At 58.6% G+C, this 14,445-nt stretch carries 25 protein-coding genes; all 25 read left to right on the forward strand.

Annotated features, from left to right (window positions below; translation table 11 throughout):
- The first annotated feature begins 4 nt into the window (after positions 1-4).
- The 25 genes from rplB to ABL922_RS11475 all read left to right on the forward strand — a co-directional run bounded on the left by rplB (position 5) and on the right by ABL922_RS11475 (position 14,369).
- Positions 5-841 carry a 50S ribosomal protein L2 gene (gene rplB / locus ABL922_RS11355; RefSeq protein ID WP_349024323.1) on the forward strand — a complete coding sequence of 279 codons (837 nt, stop codon included), beginning with the start codon at positions 5-7 and terminating at the stop codon, positions 839-841.
- Between the two features lie 3 nt (positions 842-844).
- Positions 845-1,120, forward strand: coding sequence for a 30S ribosomal protein S19 (gene rpsS, locus ABL922_RS11360; protein ID WP_115547709.1), 276 nt, complete (start codon positions 845-847; stop codon positions 1,118-1,120).
- The gene (gene rplV, locus ABL922_RS11365; protein WP_349024324.1) at positions 1,120-1,500 is read left to right on the forward strand and encodes an uL22 family ribosomal protein; all 381 of its coding nucleotides are present in this window, start codon (positions 1,120-1,122) and stop codon (positions 1,498-1,500) included. Before rpsS ends, rplV begins: the two co-directional genes overlap by 1 nt.
- 2 nt (positions 1,501-1,502) lie before the next feature.
- Positions 1,503-2,210 (forward strand): 30S ribosomal protein S3, encoded by a 708-nt coding sequence (rpsC, locus tag ABL922_RS11370; RefSeq protein ID WP_349024325.1) that lies wholly within the window; start codon positions 1,503-1,505, stop codon positions 2,208-2,210.
- 20 nt (positions 2,211-2,230) lie between these two features.
- On the forward strand, positions 2,231-2,668 hold the full coding sequence (gene rplP / locus ABL922_RS11375; RefSeq protein WP_349024326.1) for a 50S ribosomal protein L16: 438 nt from the start codon (positions 2,231-2,233) through the stop codon (positions 2,666-2,668).
- Positions 2,665-2,874, forward strand: coding sequence for a 50S ribosomal protein L29 (rpmC, locus tag ABL922_RS11380; RefSeq protein ID WP_349024327.1), 210 nt, complete (start codon positions 2,665-2,667; stop codon positions 2,872-2,874). Before rplP ends, rpmC begins: the two co-directional genes overlap by 4 nt.
- A 13-nt stretch (positions 2,875-2,887) precedes the next feature.
- The gene (gene rpsQ / locus ABL922_RS11385; RefSeq protein ID WP_298605445.1) at positions 2,888-3,160 is read left to right on the forward strand and encodes a 30S ribosomal protein S17; all 273 of its coding nucleotides are present in this window, start codon (positions 2,888-2,890) and stop codon (positions 3,158-3,160) included.
- Positions 3,161-3,163: 3 nt separating this feature from the next.
- Positions 3,164-3,532, forward strand: a complete 369-nt coding sequence (gene rplN / locus ABL922_RS11390) for a 50S ribosomal protein L14 (protein ID WP_349024328.1) — start codon at positions 3,164-3,166, stop codon at positions 3,530-3,532.
- A 2-nt stretch (positions 3,533-3,534) separates the two neighbouring features.
- Positions 3,535-3,855 carry a 50S ribosomal protein L24 gene (gene rplX, locus ABL922_RS11395; RefSeq protein ID WP_298605442.1) on the forward strand — a complete coding sequence of 107 codons (321 nt, stop codon included), beginning with the start codon at positions 3,535-3,537 and terminating at the stop codon, positions 3,853-3,855.
- On the forward strand, positions 3,848-4,432 hold the full coding sequence (rplE, locus tag ABL922_RS11400) for a 50S ribosomal protein L5 (protein WP_349024329.1): 585 nt from the start codon (positions 3,848-3,850) through the stop codon (positions 4,430-4,432). Before rplX ends, rplE begins: the two co-directional genes overlap by 8 nt.
- Before the next feature lie 38 nt (positions 4,433-4,470).
- Positions 4,471-4,776, forward strand: coding sequence for a 30S ribosomal protein S14 (gene rpsN, locus ABL922_RS11405; RefSeq protein WP_115547718.1), 306 nt, complete (start codon positions 4,471-4,473; stop codon positions 4,774-4,776).
- Between the two features lie 12 nt (positions 4,777-4,788).
- Positions 4,789-5,184, forward strand: coding sequence for a 30S ribosomal protein S8 (gene rpsH / locus ABL922_RS11410; RefSeq protein ID WP_349024330.1), 396 nt, complete (start codon positions 4,789-4,791; stop codon positions 5,182-5,184).
- The gene (gene rplF / locus ABL922_RS11415; protein ID WP_349024331.1) at positions 5,184-5,717 is read left to right on the forward strand and encodes a 50S ribosomal protein L6; all 534 of its coding nucleotides are present in this window, start codon (positions 5,184-5,186) and stop codon (positions 5,715-5,717) included. The genes rpsH and rplF overlap by 1 nt, the downstream gene beginning before the upstream one ends.
- A gap of 3 nt (positions 5,718-5,720) precedes the next feature.
- Complete coding sequence (rplR, locus tag ABL922_RS11420) at positions 5,721-6,074, forward strand: 50S ribosomal protein L18 (protein WP_298605433.1); 354 nt, start codon at positions 5,721-5,723, stop codon at positions 6,072-6,074.
- 2 nt (positions 6,075-6,076) lie between these two features.
- Complete coding sequence (rpsE, locus tag ABL922_RS11425) at positions 6,077-6,769, forward strand: 30S ribosomal protein S5 (RefSeq protein ID WP_349024342.1); 693 nt, start codon at positions 6,077-6,079, stop codon at positions 6,767-6,769.
- A 6-nt stretch (positions 6,770-6,775) separates the two neighbouring features.
- Positions 6,776-6,952, forward strand: coding sequence for a 50S ribosomal protein L30 (gene rpmD, locus ABL922_RS11430; protein ID WP_349024332.1), 177 nt, complete (start codon positions 6,776-6,778; stop codon positions 6,950-6,952).
- A gap of 186 nt (positions 6,953-7,138) precedes the next feature.
- On the forward strand, positions 7,139-7,654 hold the full coding sequence (gene rplO / locus ABL922_RS11435) for a 50S ribosomal protein L15 (RefSeq protein ID WP_349024333.1): 516 nt from the start codon (positions 7,139-7,141) through the stop codon (positions 7,652-7,654).
- Between the two features lie 181 nt (positions 7,655-7,835).
- Positions 7,836-9,212 (forward strand): preprotein translocase subunit SecY, encoded by a 1,377-nt coding sequence (gene secY, locus ABL922_RS11440; RefSeq protein WP_349024334.1) that lies wholly within the window; start codon positions 7,836-7,838, stop codon positions 9,210-9,212.
- Positions 9,213-9,259: 47 nt separating this feature from the next.
- Entirely contained in the window at positions 9,260-9,907 is a 648-nt protein-coding gene (locus ABL922_RS11445; RefSeq protein WP_349024343.1) for an adenylate kinase, read from the forward strand.
- A 147-nt stretch (positions 9,908-10,054) separates the two neighbouring features.
- Positions 10,055-10,807: a hypothetical protein gene (locus ABL922_RS11450; protein ID WP_349024335.1), complete on the forward strand. Its 753-nt coding sequence runs from the start codon at positions 10,055-10,057 to the stop codon at positions 10,805-10,807.
- 9 nt (positions 10,808-10,816) lie between these two features.
- Entirely contained in the window at positions 10,817-11,308 is a 492-nt protein-coding gene (locus ABL922_RS11455; RefSeq protein WP_349024336.1) for an ATP-dependent zinc protease, read from the forward strand.
- Positions 11,305-12,210 (forward strand): 30S ribosomal protein S6--L-glutamate ligase, encoded by a 906-nt coding sequence (gene rimK, locus ABL922_RS11460; RefSeq protein ID WP_349024337.1) that lies wholly within the window; start codon positions 11,305-11,307, stop codon positions 12,208-12,210. Before ABL922_RS11455 ends, rimK begins: the two co-directional genes overlap by 4 nt.
- A 187-nt stretch (positions 12,211-12,397) precedes the next feature.
- Entirely contained in the window at positions 12,398-12,766 is a 369-nt protein-coding gene (rpsM, locus tag ABL922_RS11465) for a 30S ribosomal protein S13 (protein ID WP_349024338.1), read from the forward strand.
- 48 nt (positions 12,767-12,814) lie between these two features.
- Complete coding sequence (gene rpsK / locus ABL922_RS11470) at positions 12,815-13,204, forward strand: 30S ribosomal protein S11 (protein ID WP_349024339.1); 390 nt, start codon at positions 12,815-12,817, stop codon at positions 13,202-13,204.
- A 103-nt stretch (positions 13,205-13,307) separates the two neighbouring features.
- A complete protein-coding gene (locus tag ABL922_RS11475) occupies positions 13,308-14,369 on the forward strand; it encodes a DNA-directed RNA polymerase subunit alpha (protein ID WP_349024340.1) in 1,062 nt (353 codons plus the stop codon).
- Positions 14,370-14,445 lie beyond the last annotated feature (76 nt).

Here is a 14,445-nt window from a genome sequence, read left to right on the forward strand (position 1 = left end):
GAAAATGGCACTCAAGAGCTACAAACCAACCAGCCCGGCGCGTCGCGGCCTCGTGCTCGTCGACCGTTCGAGCCTTTACAAGGGTAAGCCCGTCAAGGCGCTGACCGAAGGCAAGCGCAAGACCGGCGGTCGCAACAACAAGGGCCATGTCACCTCGCGTGGCATCGGCGGCGGACACAAGCAGAAATATCGCATTGTCGACTTCAAGCGTCGCAAATGGGATATGCCCGCGACTGTCGAGCGTCTGGAATATGACCCCAACCGTACCGCTTTCATCGCACTGGTGAAATATTCGGACGGCGAACAGGCTTATATCCTTGCACCGCAGCGTCTGAATGTCGGCGACACCGTTGTTGCTGGTGAAAAGACCGACGTGAAGCCGGGCAATGCGATGCTTCTGTCGCAGATGCCGGTTGGCACGATCTGCCACAATGTCGAGATGAAGCCGGGCAAGGGTGGCCAGATCGCCCGTTCGGCAGGCACCTATGTGCAGCTCGTCGGACGTGATGGCGGCAAGGTTATCGTTCGTCTGAACTCGGGCGAACAGCGTTATATCCTGGGCAGCTGCATGGGCACGGTTGGCGCGGTTTCGAACCCCGACAACTCGAACCAGACGCTGGCGAAAGCAGGCCGCAACCGCTGGAAGGGCATCAAGCCCCTTACCCGCGGTGTTGCCAAGAACCCGGTCGACCACCCGCACGGCGGTGGTGAAGGCCGGACCTCGGGCGGTCGCCATCCGGTGACGCCATGGGGCAAGCCGACCAAGGGTGCACGCACCCGTTCGAACAAATCGACTGACAAGATGATCATCCGGTCACGTCATGCGAAGAAGAAGAGGTAAGTCATGGCTCGTTCCGTCTGGAAAGGTCCTTTTGTCGACCTCTATCTGCTGAAAAAAGCAGAAACCGCGCAGGATGCGAACAGCAGCGCGCCGATCAAGACCTGGTCGCGCCGCTCGACGATCCTTCCGCAGTTCGTTGGTCTGACGTTCAACGTCTATAACGGCCACAAGTTCGTCCCTGTCTCGGTCAACGAAGACATGGTCGGCCACAAGCTGGGCGAGTTCGCGCCCACCCGTACCTATCATGGTCACGGCGCAGACAAGAAGGGCAAACGCTAATGGGTAAGCAAGCCGCCCCCCGCCGCGTTGGCGAAAAGGAAGCTTTGGCTGTCGGCACCACGATCCGTGGTTCGGCGCAGAAGCTCAACCTTGTTGCAGCGCTGATCCGTGGCCGTAAGGTCGAAGAAGCGTTGAACATCCTCAGCTTTTCGAAGCGTGCGATGGCTGTTGATGCAAAGAAGGTGCTGGCTTCGGCCATCGCCAATGCGGAAAACAACCACAATCTCGACGTCGACAGCCTTGTCGTTGCCGAGGCAAGTGTCGGCAAGGCGCTGACCATGAAGCGTTTCCACGCTCGTGGCCGCGGCAAATCGACCCGCATCCTGAAACCGTTCAGCCGCCTGCGCATCGTCGTTCGCGAACAGGAAGAAGAGGCTTAATCATGGGTCAGAAGAGCAATCCGATCGGCCTGCGCCTGCAGATCAACCGCACGTGGGACAGCCGCTGGTACGCCGAAGGTGCGGACTATGGCCGCATGCTGCTGGAAGATATCAACATCCGCAAGTTCATCATGAAGACGCTGCCCCAGGCTGCGATCTCCAAGGTGGTGATCGAGCGTCCGGCCAAGCTGTGCCGCGTTTCGATCTATGCAGCACGCCCCGGCGTCATCATCGGCAAAAAGGGTGCCGACATTGAAAAGCTGAAGAAAGCCATTGGTAAATATACCGATGCCGACGTCAGCCTCAACATCGTGGAAATCCGCAAGCCCGAAATCGACTCGAAGCTTGTCGCCCAGGGTGTTGCAGACCAGCTGATCCGTCGTATCGCCTTCCGCCGCGCCATGAAGCGTGCGGTTCAGTCGGCGCTGCGTCTGGGTGCAGAAGGCATCAAGATCACCTGCGGTGGCCGTCTTGGCGGTGCTGAAATCGCCCGTACCGAATGGTATCGCGAAGGTCGCGTTCCGCTGCACACGCTGCGTGCGAACGTCGACTATGCCGAAGCCGAAGCACTCACCGCTTATGGCATCATCGGCATCAAGGTCTGGATCTTCAAGGGAGAAATCCTTGGTCATGACCCGATGGCGACCGACCGCTTGATGATGGAAGCGCAGACCTCGGGCGTTCGTCCGCAGTCTGACCACCGTCGCTGATAAGGGAATAGGCAAGCATCATGTTGCAACCTAAAAAAACCAAGTTCCGCAAGCAGTTCAAGGGCCGCATCTCTGGCAATGCCAAGGGTGGTACCGAGCTGAACTTCGGTTCGTACGGCCTCAAGGCGCTGGAACCGGAACGCATCACCGCGCGCCAGATCGAAGCGGCTCGTCGTGCGATCACCCGCCACATCAAGCGTCAGGGACGTTTGTGGATCCGCGTGTTCCCCGACGTTCCCGTGTCGAAAAAGCCTGCCGAAGTCCGTCAGGGTAAGGGCAAGGGGTCGGTCGAATATTGGGCAGCCAAGGTTAAGCCGGGCCGCATCCTGTTCGAACTCGACGGTGTTCCGGGCCAGATTGCTGCCGTGGCATTCAGCCGCGCTGCAATGAAGCTGCCCATCAAGGTCAAGGTCGTTGCCCGTCTTGGCGACACCTCGCATCTGGGAGCAGAAGGATGAGCAAGATCGAAGACCTGCGCGTCAAGACTGACGACCAGCTGGCAGTCCAGCTTGGCGAACTGAAACGTGAAGCGTTCAACCTGCGTTTTCAGGGTGCCACTGGCCAGCTCGAAAAGCCGGCCCGCATCCGCGAAGTGCGCCGCGACATCGCGCGTATCAAAACCCTGCAAAGCGAGCGCGCAAGCGCCGCCAAGCAGTCGGCATAAGGGAGCATATACGATGCCCAAACGTATTCTTACCGGCACCGTGGTGTCCGACAAGAACGACAAGACGGTCGTTGTGCTCGTCGAGCGCAAGGTGAAGCACCCGCTTTACGGCAAGATCATCCGTCGTTCGAAGAAGTATCACGCACATGATGAAGCCAACACCGCGAAAGCTGGTGAAGTGGTCCGCATTCAGGAGTGTGCGCCGATTTCGAAGAACAAGACCTGGACTCTGGTGGAGCGCGTTGGCGCCGCACCTGAGGCTGCAGCCGAACTCGCGGAAGGTTAAGCCATGATCCAGATGCAATCCAATCTCGATGTGGCTGACAACAGCGGCGCCAAGCGCGTCCAGTGCATCAAGGTTCTCGGCGGCTCCAAGCGTCGTACTGCTGGCGTTGGCGACATCATCGTGGTGTCGATCAAGGAAGCCCAGCCGCGCGGCAAGGTGAAGAAAGGCGACGTCCACAAGGCCGTCATCGTTCGCACCCGCAAGGATATCCGTCGTGCCGACGGTTCGGTCATCCGTTTCGACTCCAACGCTGCCGTGCTTATCGGTAACAATAAGGAGCCGATCGGCACCCGTATTTTTGGCCCCGTAGTTCGTGAACTGCGTGCCAAGAACCACATGAAAATCATCAGCTTGGCACCGGAGGTGCTGTAATCATGGCTATGGCGAAAATCAAAAAGGGCGACACGGTTGTCGTGCTCGCCGGCAAGGACAAGGGTAAGACTGGCGAAGTCACCCGCGTCGATCCGAAGGCGTCGAAAGTCGTCGTTTCGGGCGTCAATGTTGCCGTGCGTCACCGCAAGCCGAGCCAGGCAAACCCGCAGGGCGGCCTCGACCGTTTCGAAGCCCCGCTGCACATCTCGAACGTTGCGATTGCCGACAAGAATGGCAAGCCGAGCCGCGTTCGCATTGAAACCGGTAAGGACGGCAAAAAGACTCGCGTCGCCGTGAAAACCGGGGAGAAGATCGATGGCTGATCAAAAATACACCCCGCGCATGAAGCAGCGCTATGACGACACCGTCGTCAAGGCCCTGACCGAAAAGTTCAGCTATGCCAACCGCATGGCCGTTCCGAAGATCGAAAAGATCACGCTCAACATGGGCGTCGGCGAAGGCTCGCAAGACAAGAAGAAGGTTACGACCGCTCTTGAGGAAATGAAGTTGATCGCTGGCCAACAGCCGGTTGTCACCCGTGCCCGCAAGTCGATCGCAGGCTTCAAGCTGCGTGAAGGCATGCCGATCGGCGTCAAGGTGACGTTGCGCGGTGCCCGCATGTATGAATTTCTGGACCGTCTGGTCACGATCGCAATGCCCCGCATTCGCGACTTCCGTGGCCTGAACCCGAAGAGCTTTGATGGTGCCGGCAACTTTGCCATGGGCCTGAAAGAGCAGATCATCTTCCCGGAAATCAGCTACGATTCGATCGATACCGTACGCGGTATGGACGTGATCGTTACCACCACCGCGAACAGCGATGATGAGGCTCGTGAGCTTCTTCGCCTGTTTGGTTTCCCCTTCCCGCAAGAACAAGCTGAGGAAAAGGAAGCCGCGTAAGCGTGCTTCCTCGTCAAGAAAGGACGAGAACTTAAGTCATGGCGAAACTGAGTTCGATCAACAAAAATGAGCGTCGCAAGAAGCTCGTCAAGAAATATGCAGGGCAATATGCCCGGCTGAAGGCAATTGCCAATGACGAGTCGAAAGACGAAAGCGAGCGCTTGATCGCGCGCCTTAAACTGGCCGAGATCCCGCGCAATGGCAACCCGACCCGCGTTCGCAACCGTTGCGAAACCACGGGCCGTCCGCGCGCTTATTACCGCAAATTCCGGCTCTGCCGTATCCAGTTGCGCGATCTGGCCAATAAGGGCCTGATCCCCGGCGTGACGAAATCGAGCTGGTAAGGGATAGAGAAAATGGCATTGACCGATCCTTTGGGTGATATGCTCACCCGCATCCGCAACGGCCAGCGCGCGAAGAAAGACTCTGTCGTTTCGCCCGCTTCGAAGCTGCGTGCCCGCGTCCTCGACGTGCTGCAGCGCGAAGGCTATATCCGTGGCTATAGCGAAGAAGCACTGGGCGCTCATAAGGGCCTGCGCATCGAGCTGAAATATTTCGAAGGCCAGCCTGCGATCCAGCATGTTGCCCGCGTTTCAAAGCCCGGTCGCCGCGTCTATTCGGGCAGCACCGAGCTTCCCGTCATCCGCAACGGCCTTGGTATCACCATCGTTTCCACCCCGAAGGGTGTGCTTTCGGACGCCGAAGCACGCGCCCAGAATGTCGGCGGTGAAATCCTGGCGGAGGTGTTCTGATGAGCCGCATTGGTAAGAAACCCGTTGCCATTCCGGCTGGCGTTACCGCCAGCATCGGCGATGGCACCTTGTCGGTGAAGGGCCCCAAGGGCGAACTCACCATGCCGATGAGCGATCTGATTTCCTATGAAATCAAGGACGAAGGCGTGTCGGTTATGCCCGCGAACAAGAGCAAGGAAGCTCGCGCATTCTGGGGCATGCAGCGCACTTTGGTGCAGAACCTTGTCACCGGCGTGACTGATGGTTTCACCAAGGTCCTCGAAATCACCGGCGTCGGCTATCGTGCCAACGCACAGGGCCGTAATCTGAAGCTGCAGCTTGGCTACAGCCACGACGTGGATTTCGCGATCCCCGAAGGCATTGAAATCAAGACCCCGGACAACACCACGGTGGAAATCACCGGGATCGACAAGCAGAAGGTGGGGCAGGTTGCTGCCGAAATCCGTCGCTGGCGCAAGCCGGAACCCTATAAGGGCAAGGGCATCAAGTACCGCGGCGAATATATCTTCCGCAAAGAAGGGAAGAAGAAATAAGCCATGGCTAAACTGTCTCTCTTTGAAAAGCGCCGCCAGCGCGTTCGTTCGAAACTGCGTGCGCAGGTTGCCGGACGTCCCCGTCTTTCGGTGCACCGCACCGGTCGCCACATCTATGCCCAGGTCATCGATGACTCCAAGGGCGTGACCGTGGCTTCGGCTTCGACCAACGACAAGGCGGTCAAGACCAAGAACGGCTCGACGTCTGCGGCTGCCGCCGAAGTCGGCAAGCGCGTTGCAGAAGCCGCGAAGAAGGCTGGCGTGACCAGCGTTGTCTTCGACCGCGGTGGTTTCCTGTTTCATGGCCGCGTCAAGGCGCTGGCCGATGCTGCCCGCGAAGGCGGGCTGGAGTTCTGATGATGGCTGACGAAAACAACACCAACGAGAACGTCGTCGTTGACGCAGCCGCTCCTGAAGCTGTTGAAGCTGAAGGTGGTCGTCGCGGTCGCGGCGGTCGTGGGCGTGGCGAAGGTGGTGGCCGTGGCCGCCGCGATGATCGCAAACCGCGCGAAGAAAAAGAAGATGACGGCACGATCGAAAAGCTCGTGCACATCAACCGCGTTTCGAAGACCGTAAAGGGCGGCAAGCGCTTCGGTTTCGCAGCTCTCGTCGTTGTCGGCGATGGCCAGGGTCGTGTCGGCTTTGGCCACGGCAAGGCACGCGAAGTGCCGGAAGCCATCAACAAGGCGACCGCTGCTGCGAAAAAGAAGATGATCCGCGTTCCGTTGAAAGACGGTCGTACGCTGCATCATGACGGCACCGGCCGTTTCGGCGCAGGCAATGTCTATGTCCGTTCGGCACCCGCCGGTACCGGCATCATTGCTGGTGGTCCGATGCGCGCTGTGTTCGAAAGCCTTGGTGTTGCCGACGTGGTGACCAAGTCGATCGGCACGTCGAACCCGTACAACATGGTCCGCGCCACTTTTGCGGCCCTGTCTGAACAAACCAGCCCCAAATCGGTGGCGCAGCGTCGCGGCAAGAAAATCGCCGACCTTCTCGGTCGCGGTGGCAGCAAGACTGCCGAAGCCGACGCCGAAGCTATTACGGAGTAATTCGACATGGCGAAAATCAAGATCAAGCAGACCGGTTCGCCGATCCGCCGCCCCGCCGTTCAGCGCAAGACGCTGCAGGGTTTGGGCCTCGACAAGATGCACAAGGTGGTCGAACTTGAAGACACCGCCGAAGTGCGCGGCATGATCCGCACCGTGCGGCACATGGTTGAGGTTGTCGGGTAAACTATTCTCTCTCCCCTTCAGGGGAGAGGGCAACGAGACTTGGCTTTGCGTAGCATAGCCTAGTCGCAGTGGGAGAGGGGCTTCCCCCTCTCTAGTTCAACTAGGCAGCAAGCTGCCAAGTTTCCCTATCTCTCCCCTGAAGGGGAGAGAATTCAGCGCGACTAAAAGCGAAAGCGAGTGCAAGACATGAAACTAAACGACATCCGTGACAATGAAGGCGCACGTCATCGCAAGATGCGCGTTGGCCGTGGTATCGGTTCGGGCAAAGGCAAGACAGCGGGCCGCGGCCAAAAGGGTCAGAAGAGCCGTTCGGGCGTAGCCGTCAAGGGCTTTGAAGGCGGCCAGATGCCCCTTCACATGCGTATCCCGAAGCGCGGCTTCAACAACATCTTCGCCAAAGACTATGCCGAAGTGAATCTGGGCATGATCCAGAAGTTCATCGACGCTAAGAAGCTCGACGCCAAGGCTGTCATCGATCAGGCTGCACTCAAGGCTGCTGGCCTGTCGCGCGGCGGCAAGGATGGCGTCCGCATCCTCGCCAAGGGCACACTGACTGCAAAGGTCAACCTGTCGGTTGCCGGTGCTTCGAAGGCCGCTGTTGAAGCTGTCGAAAAGGCTGGCGGCAAGGTAGAAATCCTGGTCGTGAAGCCCGCAGCTGAAAAAGCTGCCGAAAAGAAGGGCAGCGCCAAGAAGGCAAAGTGACAAAAGAGTGACATCGCTCTTGTCGAACCAGCCCCGCATCCCGATATTGGCTTTTTGGCCGATATGGGCGTGCGGGGTTTGGTGTTTTCAGGCCACTGGAACATCGACATGTCAATTCGGGGTAGATTGCTCCTGCCGCAACGGCTAGCGCAGCAATCGGGAATCAAGGGAAAGTTATTTCATGGCATCGCGAGCCGACAAAATGGCATCCGGGGTAAATTTTTCGAACTTCGGAAAAGCCACCGATCTTAAGAGCCGCATCTGGTTCACAATCGGTGCGCTGATCGTGTTCCGCCTGCTCAGCTTCGTTCCGCTGCCGGGTGTTGATCCGATCGCACAGGCCGCGCTTTATGCGAATAATGCCGCGGGCGGTGTGCTTGATATCTTCAACACTTTCTCGGGCGGTTCGCTGGAGCGTATGAGCCTCATCGCACTCGGCGTGATGCCTTACATCACCGCCTCGATCGTCGTGCAGCTGGCGGCTTCGCTGTCGCCAACGCTCGCCGCGATCAAGAAAGAAGGCGAAAGCGGGCGCAAAAAGCTCAACCAATATACGCGCTACGGCACGGTGTTGCTGACCGCCGTGCAGGGCTATTTCCTTGCGGCAGGCCTTGAATCGCTGTCAGCGGCCAATGGTATCAGCGCGGTTGTCGAACCGGGCCTGATGTTCCGCGTAGTCGCAACCATCAGTCTTGTCGGTGGCACGCTCTTCCTGATGTGGCTGGGTGAACAGATCACCAGCCGCGGTATCGGCAACGGTATTTCGCTGATCATCATGGCGGGAATTGTTGCACAGATGCCGCGTCTCGTCGCCAACCTGCTCGAAGGCGGGCGCACCGGTTCGATCAGCGGTGTGATCGTCGTCGGCTTCATCGCGATGTTCGTCGGCCTGACCCTGCTGATCTGCTTCTTTGAACGCGCCCAGCGGCGCGTGCTGGTGCAATATCCAAAGCGGGCGAGCCAGCGCGGCATGATGCAGGCAGATCGCAGCCACCTGCCGTTGAAGCTCAACACCGCAGGGGTTATTCCGCCGATCTTCGCATCTTCGCTTCTGCTGCTGCCGGTGACGATCAGCCAATTGGGTGGCAATCAAGTAGCGGGTGAAAGTGCGACCGGCGATATTATCATCCAGCTGCTGCAATGGCTGCAGCATGGTCAGCCGATCTATCTGCTGCTCTATGGTCTGGGCATCGTCTTCTTCTGCTTTTTCTACACAGCGGTTGTCTTCAACCCTGAAGAAACGGCAGAAAATCTGAAGAAAGCCGGCGGCTTCATCCCGGGCATCCGCCCCGGTAAGAATACGCAGGATTATCTCGATTATGTGCTGACGCGCATCACCGTTCTGGGCGCAGCCTATCTGACCGTGGTCTGCTTGCTCCCTGATTTCATGATGGGACAAACGGGACAGACGCAGTTCTTTGTTTTGGGCGGCACCAGTCTGCTGATTCTGGTCAATGTGACGGTCGACACGATCGCGCAGATCCAGGGCCATCTGATGGCGCACCAATATGGTGATCTGCTGAAGAAAGCGAAATTGAAGGGCAATCGCGGACGCTGATCCGGTTGGCCACCGAATAAAGGGGCAGGGGTAACGTGAGCAAGACGCTGAATATCATTCTTCTCGGCCCCCCGGGCGCTGGCAAGGGAACGCAGGCAGGCATATTGGTCGACACGCGCGCTATGGTGCAGCTGTCGACCGGCGACATGCTCCGCGCCGCGGTTAAGGCGGGAACGCCAACCGGGCTGAAGGCCAAGGCGGTAATGGAAGCAGGCGAACTGGTTTCGGATGAGATCGTTTCGGGCATCATTGGCGAGGCGCTTGACGAGCTGTCACCCGACACCGGCGTGATCTTTGACGGCTATCCGCGCACCGAAGCACAGGCGCATGCGCTTGACGCCATTCTCGATGGCCGCAGCCGCACCTTGCACCATGTCGTCGAACTGGTGGTCGACGAAGACGCGCTGGTCGAACGCATCGTCGGTCGCTTTACCTGCGCCAATTGTGGCGAGGGCTATCACGATAGCTTCAAAAAGCCGGCCAGGGACGGTGTTTGCGACAAATGCGATTCGACCGAATTCAAGCGTCGCCCGGACGATAATGAAGAAACCGTCCGCACCCGCATGGGCGAATATCGTGCGAAGACCGAACCCATTTTGCCGATCTACGAAGCGCGTGGTCTAGTCAGCAAGGTCGACGGCATGGCGGATATCGACGAAGTAACCGAGGCGATCGCCGCCATATTGGGCGAGTAATAACCGCAGCCCTGAGCCTGTCGAAGGGCGCTGAGAGGTTTGCGCTGAGCCGAGGGACGTGCTTCGACAGGCCCATCACTGCGGTTTGGGACGGGGCGACCTATTATGACGATTGCCGAGCGGGGTGCTGCGCGGCTAATAAGGTGCATGATCAAATATATCGCATTTGGCGCCACAGCTCTGGCGCTCTTCGCCACCCCTGCCCAGGCAGAGGTCAAAACCATCACCGAGCAGGGTTTCTCGACACTTCACTCCGCCGATGTGCTGGCAAAGCCCGACGATGTCTGGAAACGACTGCTCGCCGCTAAAGACTGGTGGAACCCGGCACATAGCTGGTCGGGTAGCACCGCGGGCTTTTATATCGATCCGCAAGCCGGTGGATGTTTCTGCGAGTTGTTTCAGGAAAAGGACAAGGACGGGAAACTGTCCACCAAGGGCAGTGTCGAGCATATGCGCGTGATTTTCTCGCAGCCCGGAAAGGTGCTGCGGATGCGCGGAAGCCTTGGCCCGCTACAGGCAGAGGCCGTGACCGGAACTTTGACAGTCGCGATGGAGCCGCTGAAGAGCGGAGCTGGAACAAGGGTCAGCTTCTCCTATGTCGTCGGTGGCTATATGCGCTTCAAAACGGCCGATATCGGCCCTGCAGTCGATGGTGTGCTGCGCGAACAATTTGACCGGATGATCAAACCACTGGGCAAGGTTGTTGGCACCGATACAACCGAGAAGTCAGACGACGCGAAAAAACCGGATACCAAGGCGCCAGCAAAGACCGATCCCAAAAAGGCCGCGAAAAAGACCGATCTGGACGCAGCGGTTGATGCCATCGAGCCAGAACCCAAGGTGGGCAAGCCGGAAAATGTCGAAGCTGACGACGCCGAAAGCGCCGATCAGCCCGAATAAGCCCCGCATATGGCCGATCCATCCGCACTGCCACGTGTACGGCGCAAAAAGCCTGTGCGTGCGAAAGCCGAAATCGGCTGGTGCGAGCTGGTCGATCTGCCCGGGCTTGGCCTCGCTGCCATCCATGCCAAAATGGATACAGGGGCTGCCACTTCGTCGATCCATGCCACACGGGTAAAGTCGTTTGAGCGTGAGGGCAGGGAGTGGGTCGAATTCTGGTTCCGTCCCTTTCCGGGTGACACACCACGACGCTTCGAAGCTCCATTGGTGGACCGGCGGCAGGTGCGCAGCTCGAACGGCGAAAGGCAGCACCGCTTTGTCATCGAAACGCAAATCTGTTTGGGTAAATTGTGCTGGAAATCTGAGCTGACACTGGCGAACCGTCGGTCGATGGCCTTTCCCGTCCTGATCGGACGGCGGGCCTTGCGCCGCGGTCTGATGCTGGTGAACAGCGGACGTAAATGGGTGCTGGGAAAGCCCGCACCATCGGAGGAAAAATGAAAATCGCCATGCTCGCGCGCAACGCCGGGCTCTATTCGCACCAGCGCCTTGCCGAAGCGGCACGGGCGCGTGGGCATGAAATCGACATATTGAACACGTTGCGGGTGACGATGAACATCACCTCGCACCGGCCCGAAGCCTATTATCAGGGTGAGAAGATCAAACGCTATGACGCCGTCATTCCGCGCATCGGGGCGTCGGTGACCTTTTACGGCCTAGCCGTGCTGCGCCAGTTCGAGATGATGAAGATCTGGTCACTCAATGAAAGCGTCGCCATCGGTCGTTCGCGCGACAAGTTGCGCAGCTTGCAAATTCTCGCGCGCAAAGGGCTCGGACTGCCCGTCACCGCCTTTGCGCACGATCCGCGCCAGACCGGCGAGGTTATCCAGATGGTCGGCGGCGCGCCAGTGGTTATCAAATTGCTCGAAGGCACGCAGGGGATCGGCGTCGTGCTTGCAGAAACCGAAAACAGCGCGCGCTCGGTGATCGAGGCATTTCGCGGCGCCAATGTGAATATATTGGTCCAGGAATTCATCAAGGAAGCCAATGGTACCGATATCCGCGCCTTTGTGATCGGCAACAAAGTGGTGGCGGCGATGGAGCGGCAAGGTGCGGATGATGACTTCCGGTCAAACCTGCATCGGGGCGGAACGGCCAATGCGATCAAGATCACGCCTGAAGAACGCTCGACCGCCGTCCGCGCGGCGCGGGCGATGGGTCTGAATGTCGCGGGCGTTGATATGCTGCGATCGAACCACGGCCCGGTTATCATGGAAGTGAACAGCTCCCCGGGCCTTGAAGGTATCGAAAAAGCGACCAACAAGGATATCGCGACCAGGATCATCCAGTTTATCGAGGACAATGCAGAGGCCGGAAAGACCCGGACAAAGGGCACTGGCTAATCGGTGGAAAGCGCGGCAGGCTGCGGCTTGACACCCCGTGCGACTCACCGTAAAGGGTTTGCATCCGACACACTGGTAAAACCAGCAGCGCTTCTGTGCGCCCGCTGGTTTTTTCTGCGTTGTCGGCTCACCACTTTCGCGTTGAGATAGGATCCTTATCGGATTCTGTGGAGCAAGGAGCAAGAAATTGGCACGTATTGCCGGGGTTAACCTACCTACCAATAAGCGCGTTATCATTGCGCTCACCTACATTCATGGCATCGGTCGCACCAAAGCGGTCGAAATTGCTGACAAACTGGGAATCGATCACACCCGCCGGGTGCAGGATCTTTCGGACGCCGAAGTTCTGAAGATTCGCGAAACGATCGACACCGATCACACCGTCGAGGGCGACCTTCGCCGCAATACCGCGATGAACATCAAGCGTTTGATGGACCTCGCCTGCTATCGCGGCCTGCGTCACCGTAAAGGCCTTCCCGTTCGCGGCCAGCGCACGCATACCAATGCGCGCACCCGCAAGGGCAAAGCCAAGCCGATCGCCGGCAAGAAGAAGTAAGCGCGGGTTTCCGCAGCTTTTCCCAGATACAGACAGGATCGAGCAAAAATGGCACGCGAACCTCAGCGCATTAAACGGCGCGAACGCAAAAATATCTCGGCCGGTGTTGCCCACGTCAACGCCAGCTTCAACAACACGATGATCACCATCACCGATGCCCAGGGCAATGCCATCAGCTGGTCGTCGGCTGGCACGATGGGCTTCAAGGGCAGTCGCAAGTCGACTCCCTATGCTGCTCAGGTCGCCGCAGAAGACGCCGGCAAGAAGGCTGCGGAACATGGCGTCCGCACCCTCGAGGTCGAAGTGAAGGGTCCGGGTTCGGGCCGTGAGAGCGCGCTACGTGCCTTGCAGGCTGTCGGATTCACCATCACCTCGATACGCGACGTGACACCGATTCCGCACAATGGCGTTCGTCCTTCGAAGCGCCGCCGCGTCTGAATCCGTTTCAAGGGTGCGGGCCAGCCGGTCCGCGTCCTTTATTTTCAAGGCGGTTCGGTAAGGTGCACCAGTAAACCGATCCCGCCCAACCTAGGGGAAATCCATGTCCGTCAACATGAAGAACTGGCAGGAACTGAAAAAGCCCATGGGCCTCGAAGTGAAGCCTGCTGGCGACGCACGTCGCAAGGCCACTTTCGTCGCCGAACCTCTCGAGCGTGGCTTTGGCCTGACGCTCGGCAATGCGCTGCGTCGCGTGTTGCTCTCGTCGCTGCAGGGCGCAGCGATCACCTCGATCAAGATCGAAAATGTACTTCACGAATTCTCGTCGCTTGCCGGCGTGCGTGAAGACGTCACCGACATTGTCCTGAACATCAAACAGGTTGCCCTGAAGATGGAAGGCGAAGGCCCGAAGCGCATGCAGCTTTCGGCCACTGGCCCGGCTACCGTCAAGGCTGGTGATATTGCCGTTACCGGTGATATCCAGGTGATGAACCCCGATCTGATCATCTGCCATCTTGACGATGGTGCGACGCTGAACATGGAAATCACTGCCGACACCGGCAAAGGCTATGTTCCTTCGGTTGCTAATCGTCCGGCTGATGCGCCGATCGGTCTGATCCCGGTTGACTCGCTTTATTCGCCGGTCCGCCAGGTCGCCTACAAGATTGACAATGCGCGTATCGGTCAAGAACTGGATTTCGACAAGCTGAACCTCACCGTTGAAACCGACGGCACGATCAGCCCTGAAGACGCGGTCGCATTTGCCGCCCGCATCCTTCAGGACCAGCTGCAAGTCTTCGTCCACTTTGAAGAGTCGATGGCGGCTTCGTCGCCGATGATCGGCCTCGCTGCTGCTCCGGCTTCGAGCGAGGAATCGGACGCCAACCAGCTCAACCGTTACCTTCTCAAGAAAGTCGACGAGCTCGAACTGTCGGTCCGTTCGGCCAACTGCCTCAAGAACGACAACATCATCTATATCGGCGACCTAGTTCAGAAGAGCGAAGCCGAGATGTTGCGCACTCCGAATTTCGGCCGCAAGTCGCTCAACGAGATCAAGGAAGTCCTCTCGTCGATGGGCCTGCGCCTCGGCATGGACATCCCCGGCTGGCCGCCTGAAAATATCGAAGAAATGGCCAAGAAGCTCGAACAAGAGCTGCTCGGCTAAACCGAATAACCCTCTCCCCTCCGGGGGGGAGGATAGGCAGGCTTGCGAACAAGTTCGCTAGCCGAACTTGGAGAGG

Origin of the sequence: Sphingorhabdus sp., assembly GCF_040079335.1 — a bacterium.
GTDB lineage: Bacteria > Pseudomonadota > Alphaproteobacteria > Sphingomonadales > Sphingomonadaceae > Sphingorhabdus_B.